The 12,512-nt window shown below is 42.8% G+C and carries 13 protein-coding genes; 10 read left to right on the forward strand and 3 right to left on the reverse strand.

Features of this window, described 5'->3' with window-relative positions; genetic code table 11:
* Nucleotides 1–23: 23 nt before the first annotated feature.
* From rbfA to RTX25_RS02670, 6 genes are all read left to right on the forward strand, one after another.
* Nucleotides 24–380 (forward strand): 30S ribosome-binding factor RbfA, encoded by a 357-nt coding sequence (gene rbfA / locus RTX25_RS02645; protein WP_312650124.1) that lies wholly within the window; start codon nt 24–26, stop codon nt 378–380.
* A 2-nt stretch (nt 381–382) separates the two neighbouring features.
* Complete coding sequence (locus tag RTX25_RS02650; RefSeq protein WP_312650125.1) at nt 383–1,342, forward strand: bifunctional oligoribonuclease/PAP phosphatase NrnA; 960 nt, start codon at nt 383–385, stop codon at nt 1,340–1,342.
* Nucleotides 1,339–2,205 carry a tRNA pseudouridine(55) synthase TruB gene (truB, locus tag RTX25_RS02655; protein ID WP_312650127.1) on the forward strand — a complete coding sequence of 289 codons (867 nt, stop codon included), beginning with the start codon at nt 1,339–1,341 and terminating at the stop codon, nt 2,203–2,205. The genes RTX25_RS02650 and truB overlap by 4 nt, the downstream gene beginning before the upstream one ends.
* Nucleotides 2,206–2,213: 8 nt before the next feature.
* The gene (locus RTX25_RS02660; protein ID WP_312650130.1) at nt 2,214–3,143 is read left to right on the forward strand and encodes a bifunctional riboflavin kinase/FAD synthetase; all 930 of its coding nucleotides are present in this window, start codon (nt 2,214–2,216) and stop codon (nt 3,141–3,143) included.
* Nucleotides 3,144–3,256: 113 nt separating this feature from the next.
* On the forward strand, nt 3,257–3,520 hold the full coding sequence (gene rpsO, locus RTX25_RS02665) for a 30S ribosomal protein S15 (protein ID WP_312650131.1): 264 nt from the start codon (nt 3,257–3,259) through the stop codon (nt 3,518–3,520).
* A gap of 269 nt (nt 3,521–3,789) precedes the next feature.
* Nucleotides 3,790–5,910, forward strand: coding sequence for a polyribonucleotide nucleotidyltransferase (locus RTX25_RS02670; RefSeq protein ID WP_312650133.1), 2,121 nt, complete (start codon nt 3,790–3,792; stop codon nt 5,908–5,910).
* 102 nt (nt 5,911–6,012) lie between these two features.
* Here the strand turns inward: RTX25_RS02670 and RTX25_RS02675 are convergent, their stop codons facing one another.
* From RTX25_RS02675 to RTX25_RS02685, 3 genes are read right to left on the reverse strand one after another with little or no spacing between them, the layout of a single operon-like run.
* The gene (locus tag RTX25_RS02675) at nt 6,013–6,204 is read right to left on the reverse strand and encodes a DUF6440 family protein (RefSeq protein WP_312650135.1); all 192 of its coding nucleotides are present in this window, start codon (nt 6,202–6,204) and stop codon (nt 6,013–6,015) included.
* A 12-nt stretch (nt 6,205–6,216) separates the two neighbouring features.
* Nucleotides 6,217–7,368, reverse strand: coding sequence for a DUF2812 domain-containing protein (locus RTX25_RS02680; RefSeq protein ID WP_312650137.1), 1,152 nt, complete (start codon nt 7,366–7,368; stop codon nt 6,217–6,219).
* A complete protein-coding gene (locus RTX25_RS02685) occupies nt 7,358–7,684 on the reverse strand; it encodes a PadR family transcriptional regulator (protein ID WP_312650139.1) in 327 nt (108 codons plus the stop codon). Before RTX25_RS02685 ends, RTX25_RS02680 begins: the two co-directional genes overlap by 11 nt.
* A gap of 176 nt (nt 7,685–7,860) precedes the next feature.
* On the opposite strand from RTX25_RS02685, the gene RTX25_RS02690 reads away from it, so the two are divergent.
* The 4 genes from RTX25_RS02690 to RTX25_RS02705 all read left to right on the forward strand — a co-directional run bounded on the left by RTX25_RS02690 (nt 7,861) and on the right by RTX25_RS02705 (nt 12,454).
* A complete protein-coding gene (locus RTX25_RS02690) occupies nt 7,861–10,425 on the forward strand; it encodes a DNA translocase FtsK (protein ID WP_312650142.1) in 2,565 nt (854 codons plus the stop codon).
* Between the two features lie 114 nt (nt 10,426–10,539).
* The gene (pgsA, locus tag RTX25_RS02695) at nt 10,540–11,130 is read left to right on the forward strand and encodes a CDP-diacylglycerol--glycerol-3-phosphate 3-phosphatidyltransferase (protein WP_312650144.1); all 591 of its coding nucleotides are present in this window, start codon (nt 10,540–10,542) and stop codon (nt 11,128–11,130) included.
* Nucleotides 11,131–11,257: 127 nt separating this feature from the next.
* Entirely contained in the window at nt 11,258–11,968 is a 711-nt protein-coding gene (locus RTX25_RS02700; RefSeq protein WP_312650147.1) for a DUF1361 domain-containing protein, read from the forward strand.
* Nucleotides 11,969–12,190: 222 nt separating this feature from the next.
* Nucleotides 12,191–12,454, forward strand: a complete 264-nt coding sequence (locus RTX25_RS02705) for a GlsB/YeaQ/YmgE family stress response membrane protein (RefSeq protein WP_312650148.1) — start codon at nt 12,191–12,193, stop codon at nt 12,452–12,454.
* The last annotated feature ends 58 nt before the right edge of the window (nt 12,455–12,512 follow it).

A 12,512-nucleotide genomic window follows, 5' to 3' on the forward strand; every position in this document is an offset into this window, starting at 1 on the left:
ACATAAAAAGTGAGGTGGAATAAATGGCAAAGTACAGAACAGGCAGAATCAATGAAGAGATGAAGAAAGAGATTTCTTCCATCATCATGAACGGCCTGAAAGACCCGAGAATCACTGCCATGATAACCATAACGGATGTTGAGGTTACCTCAGATCTAAGATATGCCAAGGTATTTGCAAGTATCTTCGGTACTGATGAGCAGAAGGAAGAATCTCTGACTGCACTCAAAAGCTCAGCCGGTTATATCAGAAGAGAAGTCGGCAAAAGGATCCAGATGAGATATGTGCCTGAACTGATCATTGTGGTGGATGACACCCTTGATCGCGGAATGCATATAGACGAGCTGATCCGTAAAGCCAATGAAAAAAAGGATCTTTAGCTATGAAGTTCGAGGATATCGTCCCAAAAATCATGCAGACAGAAAAAATGGCCCTGGTCACCCACGCATCACCTGACGGTGATGCCGTGGGGAGTACCATGAGCCTTGCACTTGCACTGCGAAGTATCGGAAAAGACGTGGAAATCCTTTCTAAGGAACCTGCTCCTCTTAATCTGTCATATCTGGCTCTATATGACGAATATGGAACTTTACAAGTTCTGACAGAAGACCGGGAGCTGCTCATTGCACTAGACTGTGGAAACAAAGATAGGCTTTCGATGGAAAGAGACGGATTTGAGCAAATCGACAAAATCAATATCGACCATCATATTTCCAATGAAATGTACGGGATGCTCAATCATGTGGACACGAAATCCGCGTCAACTGCCGAAATCGTCTTTGAACTGATAAAGGCTTTGAAGATTCAGATGGATGTAAGCATGGCAGAGTGCCTCTATACCGGTATCGTATCAGACACCGGGTCGTTCCGTTTTCCCTCAACTACTGCAAAAACGCTGAGGATCACTGCAGAGATACTGGAAACAGGAATTGATTTCTCCAGGATTCAGCGGATTCTGTTCGGCTCTTCAGAGTTCAAGCGCATCAAGCTCCTAGGCAGGGCGCTGATGACGATGGAAAGCCATCAGGATGGATTTGTGTCCACTATGAATCTTGTCGCCTCTGATTTTAATACTTTGTCCATCTCGGACAGAGATTCAGGTGATATTGTCAATTACGGACTGGAGCCACCTGAAGCGGATGTTTCAGTTCTTTTCAAGGAAGCCGAAGGGTTTTTCCGCGTCAGCGTAAGAACCAAATCGGTAATCGATGCTTCTGCTCTATGCGGGAAATTCGAGGGCGGGGGACATATCAGAGCCGCCGGATGCAATATCAAGGCCGATTCACTTGAAGAGGCGAAAAGCGCTGTTCTTCATGAAATAGAAAGGATGAGAGCTGTTTGAACGGAGTAATCAACCTTTATAAAGAGAGAGGGATCACCTCCTTTACAGCAGTTGCTGCTGTGAGAAGAATCACAAGAGTAAAGAAGGCGGGACATACAGGAACACTTGATCCGGAAGCTGAAGGCGTTCTGCCTGTGTGCATAGGCAAGGCGACAAAGCTTGTGGATTACATTATGGCAGGACATAAAACCTACCGTGCAGGATTCTCCCTGGGCAAGATATCCGACACACTGGATGCCTTCGGTCAGGTGGAAAGCACAGGTCTGCCTTTGCCAGAAAGAAACGCTGTGGAAGAGAAACTTAAACTCTTTCTCGGGGAAACCATGCAGCGTCCGCCGATGTTCTCTGCACTGAAAATAAATGGTAAAAGACTGTACGATCTTGCTCGTGAAGGTGTGGAAGTGCACCGCGAGGAGCGGCCGATCACAGTCTTTCATATAGAGCTGACCAGATTCCAGGATGACACGGGGGAACTTCTTATGACCTGCTCAAAAGGCACTTATGTCAGGAGCATCATCGATGATCTGGGCCGTCTTCTTGGATGTGGCGCCATCATGACCAGTCTCGTGAGAGAAGGGACAGGATCTTTCGACAGCAAAGATTCAGTGACACTTGAGGTCCTTGAAAAAGATGGCTTCGAGAAGCATCTGATCACAATGGAACAGGTTCTGAAGGAGTATGATGCTGTAACCATTCCAGACGGGTTTTACAAGCTCATCACCAATGGTGTCAGGGTCAAGGACAGACGGCTGACCGATAAAATTGTTCCAGGGCTTTATAGGGGTTATTCCGATAAGGGAGAACTTTTGGGGATACTGGAAAGGGACGAAGACTTCCTTTACCTTAAAGTAAATCTTATGTGAGGTTTGAAATGATAATAATAGATGAAAATGTCAAAGGTGATTTCAGTGAAGGTACTTATATCGCTTTAGGCAGTTTTGACGGCCTTCATAAAGGCCATATGACACTGATCAATAAAGTGGTAGATGAAGCAATGGCTGACGGACTCAAAAGTGCCGTATACACCTTCAAGAATCATCCGCTGACTATAGCAAAGCCGGAGATTGCCCCTAAACTGCTCATGGACAACAAACAGAAAATCCATCTTCTTAAAGCAAAAGGTGTAGATGTGACGATTTTTGTTTCATTTACAATGGAGTACATGCAGACAGAAGCTGAAGAGTTCATTCTCAGTCTGATTAATGACTTCAATGCCAAAGGATTTGTTGTGGGATTCAACTATAAGTATGGATATCAGAATAAAGGAAATGTGGATACACTTAGAGCCATGGCAGATAAATACGGATTCAAGCTTTTTATCATGGATGCTGCACTGAGCAATGACGATGTCATCAGCAGTACAAGGATCAGAAACCTGATTCTGAAGGGTGAAATGAGAGCAGCCAATAAACTCCTTTTTGAACCTTTTATGCTTAGAGGTACAATCATCGGTGGAAAGAAGCTTGGAAGAAAGCTGGGTTTCCCGACTGCCAATATGAGTTATGATCCAAAGTATGTCATTCCTAAAACAGGAGTGTATTATACGAATATCATGATCGAGGGAAAACTCCATAAAAGCATAACCTCTGTAGGGTATAACCCGACAGTGGATGGCAAGAATTTAAGCATCGAAACTTTTATTCTTGATTTTGATCGAGAAATCTACGGAGAAGAAGTCAAACTTTACTTCGTGGAATATATGAGAGATGAAGAAAAATATGCCACATTGGATGAGCTTGTGGAGCAGCTTAAGAGGGATGAGCAGTACGCAAGAGATCAGGAAATTTCAACTCTTTTATAATTGCAGAACCGCTTATGGTGTGGTATAATACGTAACGAACCATGAACTATGTTATTAGGTTTGCTGTCTTTTAACATGGTCATTGGGGATAATTGATCAGGAGGTATAGCAAAATGGATAAGGCAAGAAAGCTGGAAATCATCCAGGAACACGCAAGACATGAAGGTGACACAGGTTCACCAGAAGTGCAGATCGCACTGCTCACAGAGAGGATCAACTCTTTGACAGGACATCTTAAGATGCACAAAAAGGATCACCATTCAAGAAGAGGACTTCTTATGATGGTTGGTCAGAGAAGAGGACTTCTTAACTACCTGATGGCTCAGGATATCGAAAGATACAGAGACATCATAGCTAAGCTGGGAATCAGAAGATAATTACAAAATGTACTCTGAGCCTGCTTTTCTGAAGCAGGCTTTTAGTATATACTGGAGTTAATGCTTTTCATGGAAAAGCCTGTTTCAGTAGATCAGTTATGAACCGGCTTCATGAGCTGCCCGGATTTCATAAGATTAACCATCTGATATTTTTTAAAAATCAAAGGATGCAATGCGTTGATCTTCTGATTTTTAAAAAATCTATCGGATACAGGAATCTCATGAAATCTCTGAACGCTTATGAAGGCGAAAAAAAAGGAGATGAATCAATGCAAATTAAACAGGAAATTCAAGTAGCTGGAAGAAATTTCGGTATCGAGTTCGGAGAAAGAGGAATGCTTTCTGATGCTGCGATCTTCATGAATTATGGAGATACAGTGGTCATGGTTAATGCCAATGCATCAGAAAAACCAAGAGACGGTATAGACTTCTTCCCGCTTGCAGTGGATTACGAAGAAAAGATGTATGCAGTAGGTAAGATTCCAGGAGGCTTCATCAAAAGAGAAGGAAGACCTTCCGAGAAGGCCATCCTTTCTGGAAGAGCGATCGACAGACCTTTAAGACCGTTATTCCCTAAGGGATTCAGAAATGACGTACAGGTTGTCTGTACTGTGCTTTCTGTAGAAAACGACAATCTGCCGGAAATTCTGGCAATCAATGCAGCGACATTCGCGCTGCTCATTTCCTCAATTCCATACACAACCCCACTTGCTGCGGTTATGGTCGGATATGTTGACGGAGAGTTTGTCCTTAACCCTACATCAAAGGAAAGAGAAGCCAGCTCACTGACACTTACAGTATGTGCTACTGAAGACAGAGTGATGATGATTGAAGCAGGCGCCAAGGAAATTGATGAAGAGACAATGATTTCTGCTATCGATTTCGGATTCAATGCCTGTCAGCCGATCATAAAGATGCAGAAAGAGATTACTGCAGCTTATGGTAAGGAAAAGAAGGAACCGGTACTTTACACACTGGATCAGAATATTGAGACCGAAGTTCGTGCATTTGCAGGAGAAATGGTCGCTGAAGCTATGCATATCGTGGATAAATCTGAAAGAGGCGCCAAGATGGACGAGGTGAAAACTAAGGTCCAGGAAGCTTTCGGAGAAAAATATCCCGAAGGCAAGAGCGATATCGCAGAGACACTCTACATGCTTCAGAAAGAAACTGTAAGAGACATGGCGATTCTTGAACATAAGAGAATCGACGGAAGAAGATTTGATCAGATCAGAGATCTTTCTGCCGAAGTGGCAATCCTTCCTAGAACACATGGCTCAGGAATCTTCACAAGAGGATCAACACAGGTTATGGCGGTTACAACACTTGGTGCAATCGGAGACATTCAGATCCTTGACGGTGTGAGTGAAGAAGAGAGCAAGCGTTATATTCACCATTATAACTTCCCATCATACTCAGTAGGTGAAACAAGACCGATGAGAGGACCAGGAAGAAGAGAAATCGGACATGGCGCGTTAGCTGAGAAAGCTCTTGAACCTGTCATTCCTGATGAAGAAACATTCCCATACACCATCAGAGTAGTATCTGAGATTCTGTCCTCAAACGGTTCCACATCACAGGCTTCTGTATGTGCGTCCACACTGGCACTTCTTGATGCGGGTGTTCCGCTTAAGAGATCAGTTGCAGGTATTGCAATGGGTCTGTTCACAACAGATGATCTTTCCATGGAAGAAGTTGTTACAGATATTCAGGGCGTTGAAGATTTCTTCGGCGACATGGACTTCAAGGTTGCAGGAACTTCAGAAGGTATCACAGCGATTCAGGTAGACACCAAAATTGCCGGACTTTCACCAGCATGTATCAGAAAATCCATTATGGATGCCAAGACTGCAAGAATGGAAATCCTTGGTGTTATGGATGGCGCACTGAAAGAAGCAAGACCTGAAGTTTCACAGTATGCTCCTAAGATCTATACACTGAACATCAACCCTGACAAGATCAGAGACGTCATCGGTTCAGGCGGTAAGGTCATCAACAAGATCATCGCTGAGACTGGCGTTAAAATCGATATCGACGATACAGGTAAAGTGTTTGTTGGTGGTCCGGATATTGACATGGTCAAGAAAGCCATGGCCATCATCGAAGGAATCGTCAAGGAAGTTGTGCCAGGCGAAATCTATCTTGGTAAGGTCATCAAGATCATGCCATTTGGTGCTTTCGTTGAGATCCTGCCTAACAAGGAAGGTCTTGTTCATATCTCCAAGCTCGATGTCAAGAGAGTGGAAAAAGTGGAAGATGTTGTTGAAGTGGGCGATGAAATCCTGGTTAAGGTTACTGAAATTGACCAGCAGGGTAGAATCAACCTTTCAAGAAGAGATGCACTCATGGATATGGAAAAGAAAGAAAAGGCTGAAAAGACAGAAGAATAATCATTATGGGATAGCTTATGCTATCCCATTTTTTGAGATGAATTATCTTAAATACATTATTGAAGAATGACAAAACCCTATGCCGAGGCATAGGGTTTTGTGCTAGTAGGGATAAGTGGATACCGGTGTCACGATTGGTTTTCCATTCTGGTCCACCATTACTGTTAGGCCGCCTGAATAGCCGGACATACGGTATAGGTAGTTGACACCAGTTTCCCTGTCCACCCATATTTCAGTCACGTTCAGTTTTCCCTGACTGAATGTCTTGATGAAGCGGTCGTCTTCTTTTGCCATAATATAACCTCCTTAATTGTCGTAGTAACTGCTGAATTTCTCAGTAATCGAATCAATCACTTCTTCTTGGCTTCTTGCACCTCGGTAGAATAAATTTATTACAAGATTATCGTGTGAAGCAATGAGCTCCTTCCCATCTCCGTCACTTCGGATATAGAGCTTTTCGGGAATCTCTGAATCTATCTCTCTCCACGAAGATAGGCCGTCTGTCTCCATCATTTCATCCGCCAGTTTTCCTGCAAGCACTGTCAGTTTTAAGATATACAGTTCTGAAGTAAGGGTTTCCTCGGGCACCTCATCCTCTTTTTCATCAGTCGAGTAGGAAATGGCCTGATGAATATCATGGGCGAGTAAAGTGCGCCGAGAGCTGAAGTATCCATCTACTTCAGCAGGTTCCCGAAGATCCGCCAATGAAAGAAGGGGGAGTCTGGTGTAATATTCTTCATTTGTCACATATCTGCCACCTTGTAAGTAAATTATCTCATCACCGGGCGGCCAGGTCAGAAAAAAAGTCATTGCAAGAAAATAGAATGCGACTAAAAATCCGTTTATGAGGCGTGTCCGTTTCCAATTGTCTCCTTTCTCTTTACGGTGTGATCCGGTTTCAAGTTCCCTGATTTTCTTTAATACTTTTCTTTTGTGAGACAGGGGAATGAGCATCAGGAACAGAGGGTAGAGAATCCAGAAGATATCATTACCAGTCACATTTTTCACAAGAAATGATCCAAGACCATCATAACTGTTAATTAAAGCAATCTTCACAAGGATCATAAACAGGGAGATAAGGGAGAGATATAGTGTTCTTCTGTTAAAGATCCGGATGATTTTCTTCAGCTGGATGCTTTCTTCTATAGGGTCTGTATGAAGAGGGATATAATCCTCATCTTTCATCGCATAGAGAATGTGTGTGCCGCCTTGGAGTTTCGATGCATAATACCAGCCTGAATCTGAATAGAAATTCAATCTTTCTTCATTTGATAACTCATCAAAATATTCTATCTTGTAGGTTCGCGTCTCAGGTTCTCCACGCTTAAAGCGTATAAAAAACTGACCGAACTTTGAAAGATGCAGTCCTTTTTCTGACTGGGCCTCCAGCCATTTTTCGATTTTTTCAAAGTCATACGGTGTAAGCAGTGTTGGTCTGTATGTGAACTTATTTATCATTGCCAGACCTCCATTCACCAATAATTTTTCCATCTGATATCATTTTGTGCAGCCTCTCATATTCTTTGTAGAGCTGCTCTTTTCCGTAAAGGGTGATTCTGTAGGTTTTCCTTCTGCCGTCATCACTTTCTTTGGCAATGAGACCTTCCTCTTCTATGCGGTTTAGAAGGCCGTACAGGGTTCCTGGACCCATCTTGACTCTCCCCCCCGAAATCTCGCTGATCTCCTGCATGAGCTGATAACCGTGATTTGGGTACATCAGAGTGAGTAGGACATAGTACATGGCTTCAGTCATGGGACCGCCTGTATAGGACATGAGAAAACCTCCTTTATTATGTGTAACGATATATCGTATAACATAATAGTAGCATAAGGATAAATATTGTCAACGATTTTCACGACTTCCCAGTTTCCGAATCATTTTAAATGACTTGCAGAATGTGATAGAATATAGATGATATCGAATCTAGAGAGATTGTGGAGGTAGTTTTCTTGAAAGAAACAGCCAGTAATAAAAAGGCCCCTGTAAAAAGAAGCGGGTCAGCATCAGGAACGAAAAAACCTACTTCCGCCGCTAAAAGACCTGCAGCGAAAACTGCGGAGAAAAGAACACGCGGAAAAACGGTAGTTAAAACAGTAGACGAAAAAAGAAAATATTTTTATCAGGAACTGATTGGTCTTGCCTTTCTGGGCCTGGGTATTTTTTCGCTTATTTCGATGATTTCGGGAAGTGTAGGCATCCTTGGAGAATCCATAAAAGAGGTTCTTGTTGCCATACTCGGAACCATGTCCTATATCTTTCCCTTTATTTTTCTCCTTATGGGTACAGCACTCATCATAAGAAGACCGTGGATCTTCTCAAACAAGAAGACTTATGGATTCCTTCTGATGGTGGTCACAACGGCGATGCTTCTTTCTCTTAACCGGATGGAGTCCGTGCACAGAGAAGGTTTTATGGTGACCCTCAAGAATCTGATGAACATCAACGACATCAATCATGGAGGAATACTGGGTCTGTCTATTGCAGTACCGTTTTACAGACTTCTGGGTCCTCTTGGAACCTACATTATTGCCGGATGTCTTTATGTGGTTGGAATCATTCTTGTTTTTAATACAACCATCTATGATATGCTGCGAAAGAGCAATCAGGCGAGACTTGATGCTTCTTCTAAAATTGCGGTGAAGAGAGAGGAAGCTCAGGCGCTTAAAGAACTGAAGAAGGATGATCCGGAGGAGAAGAAGATTCAGGATAAGCTGAAGATTCTTGATATGATGAATCATACAGAAGCAAATCAGGATCCTGTTCAGTCACATATTCCAGCACCAGCTGTGAAGGAAACCAGATCCCCCTTTGTCAATCTCGATCTGGATGAGAATGACGGACTTGAAAGAGTGCTGTCGAAGGAAGATGATCTGTCCAGAGAGATCCGAATCATCGGGAAAAATGCGGAAATCGTTAAACCTGAACCGGCTGAATCTCAACCGGAAACAGCTGGAAAAACAGTGGAGGAAAATCAGCCTCAGAAGAAACCTGAAAAGCCGCTGATCACTGAGGAAAAGAGAAGAGAAGTGACTGGCGACAACGACAAGATCGAAGGAAATCAGATCGGTCTTGAAGAATTTGAAAAACCGCAGTATGAATTCCCGGAGATTGCTCTTCTGAAACAGAACATCAAAGGAATGCTTGCAAATGAAGACCGAAATGAAATCATAGAAAATGCGAAGAAGCTTGAAGAGACACTCATGTCATTCGGGGTTGAAGCCAGAGTGATCAATGTGTCCAAAGGTCCTTCAGTGACCCGTTATGAACTGCAGCCAAAGGCAGGGGTGAAGGTGTCAAGAATCGTCAATCTGTCTGATGACATCGCACTGGCGCTTGCAGCCAGAGGGGTAAGAATAGAGGCGCCGATTCCTGGGAAAGCGGCGGTTGGCATTGAGATACCGAACAAAGAGACTACACCTGTGTATCTGAGAGAAGTTATTGAAGACTCGAAGTTCCAGAGGAGCACAAGCAAAATCTCAGTCGCTCTTGGTAAGGATATTTCAGGAGAAGCAATCATCGGCGATCTGTCTAAGATGCCTCATGTGCTCATAGCCGGAGCCACCGGTTCAGGTAAGAGTGTGTGCATCAATTCTCTCATCATTTCCATACTCTACAAATATGATCCGGAACATGTCAGGCTGCTTATGGTAGATCCTAAGGTCGTCGAGCTGAATGTCTATAACGGCATACCGCATCTTCTTATTCCTGTCGTGACAGACCCAAAGAAGGCTGCAGGTGCACTTAACTGGGCAGTCAATGAAATGACGAGACGATATCAGTCCTTTGCTGAGTACGGTGTGAGAAACATTGAGGGATTCAACGATCTCTGCAAAAAGAAGAAAGAACTGCAGAGCCTCCCCTATGTTGTCATCATTGTTGATGAGCTTGCGGATCTTATGATGGTTTCTGCAAATGAAGTGGAAGATTATATCGCAAGGCTTGCTCAGATGGCAAGAGCTGCAGGTATGCATCTTGTCATCGCCACACAGAGACCTTCTGTTGACGTCATCACAGGTGTAATCAAAGCGAACATCCCATCCAGAATTTCCTTTGCTGTTTCCTCCGCTATCGATTCCAGAACCATTCTGGATTCAGGCGGGGCTGAAAAGCTTCTGGGTAAAGGTGATATGCTTTACTATCCTGTGGGTGAACAGAAGCCGAAAAGAATTCAGGGTGCTTTCATCTCTGAAGAAGAAGTGGAAGCTATTGTTTCCAGAATCAAGGTAAACAAAGATCAGCTTTCCTATGATGAAGAAATCCTTAATCATATCGAAAAGGGAAGAAATGAGTCAGGAGAAGCTGAGGACGGCGATGAGCTTTATCTTGAAGCGGTCAGGGTGGTCGTAGAAAACCAGCAGGCTTCAACATCCTTTCTGCAGAGAAAGATGCGTATAGGATATAACCGTGCAGCAAGGATCATGGATGAACTTGAAGAACGAGGCGTGATTTCGGGACGAGATGGCTCTAAACCCAGACAAGTCCTCATAAATGAATATGATCTGGATAATGAGTAGTTCTTGTTAAAACGGGAATAATGTGAGAAGATATGAATATAAAAATTAAACTGGATAGGCATCCAGAGACTAATCAAAAAATAAATGAGAAAACTTGTGTTTGGAGTGGATATTATGAATTTACCAAATAAACTGACGTTATTTAGAGTTATTCTGGTCCCGGTTTTTCTGGTTCTTGTATCGGTCAAGGAAATCCCCTACAATGTCACCCTTGCAACTATAGTATTTATTATAGCGGCATATACTGACCATTTAGACGGAAAGATCGCAAGAAGGGACAACCTCATTACGAATTTTGGGAAGTTTATGGATCCCCTGGCAGATAAGCTGCTGGTCACATCGGCGCTTATCGCACTTGTGGAGTTCAACCTTATCGGAGCTTGGATTGCAGTAGTGATCATAGCAAGAGAATTTGCGGTATCAGGTCTTCGAACAATTGCAGCGAGCGAGAATGTTGTTATCGCTGCGAGCATATGGGGAAAAATCAAAACCACAACCCAGATTGTTGCAATCATCTCCATGCTGATCAAACTGATTTCCACTCAGGAAGAGTACCTGATGAATCTTTTCCAGAGTGCACCGTTTCTTGATTCATTCTTCACCATATTCCCGCCGGTAGCCATGTATGTGGCGGTGTTCTTCACCATACTGTCCGGATGGGACTATTTCAAGAACGGCTGGAAATTCATCGATACAAACAAATAATCAGGTTAATGTGAAAGCAGGTGAGATACCTGCTTTTATTTTACGGATGGTTTTTCAGATATTCGATATGATAATTAAATGTACAGCTATCAACAAGAACAATATATTCAGTCAGGGGGACATAAAAATGAGAAATTACTGGAAGATACTGATGTTTATTATAGTTTATGGGGGTCTCAGTGTATTAATGTTCTGGAAAGAAAGAGATTTTCTTTATCTCATGCTGATCTGGAACGTGATGCTTGCCACGGTGCCGCTCATTATGATCATTCAGGCGAAAAAAACGGATAAATCATGGATGAGAGGTGCTTTTATGCTCCTTTGGATACTCTTTCTCCCCAACGCCTTTTATATGATCACGGATTTCATTCATATCACAAATCATCCCATGATCTGGGTCATACCTGTAGAGCCTTATTCGGGACAAAGCGGAATGAGATATACTATGGATCCATATTTATGGGCAAGACTTCTGATCATCAGTCTCGGCGCCTTTTATGCGCTTCTGGCAGCACTGGAATCATCCAGAGTGTTTCTTGATATGGCTGATCCGAAAAGAAGAGGGGCAAAAAGATTCCTATATGTGTTTCTGATCTCACTTCTGTCCAGTGTAGGGATTTACATCGGACGCTTTCTCAGATTCAACAGCTGGGATATTCTGAATCCGACTGTTCTGTTCCGAAGCCTAATAGGATCTTCTGACGGATTATCTCTTTCCTTTATTCTGATCTATACGGTTTTCATCTTGTCGACCTTTCTCGTCTTTAGTCTGTTTTATTCTGAATCTACTCCGAATAGAACAAAAATGTCAGAGAAAATAGAAAAAGACTTTAGCTAAACGTGTACTGGATATATATAGATTGTAAATGACCTGTTATGAAAGTATGGCTTATCTTTAAATAATATGAATAGTCTGATATAAATAAATCAATACCTAAAACATTGTGAGAACAGTTGAGAATAAAGGGCTGTAGCCGTTGACGATGCGGAGAAGTAAAAGTTATAATAAGCCCAAGAACTAATCCTTAAGTTCAAATAATATTTATAGGAGGTATATTATATGCCAGAAGTAAGCAATATTATCGTATGGCTGATCCTTGGTGGATTATCCGGTTGGATTGCCAGCATGATCGCAGGCAAAGATGCTAAGATGGGACTACTAGCCAATATCATAGTAGGTATCATCGGTGCATTTATCGGTGGATGGGTTGCAGGTCTATTAGGTCTAGGGCCAGCAACAGGTCTCAATATCTGGAGCTTCATCGTTTCTATCGCAGGTGCATTGATCCTGCTATGGATACTGAGTTTCGTCAACAAAAGATAAGCTACACATTAATAAACCCAAAAAAGAGCAAGGTGCCTGTTTAAAGGGCATCTTGCTT

The organism is Proteiniclasticum sp. (assembly GCF_032054185.1).
In the GTDB taxonomy this organism is placed as follows: domain Bacteria; phylum Bacillota; class Clostridia; order Clostridiales; family Clostridiaceae; genus Proteiniclasticum.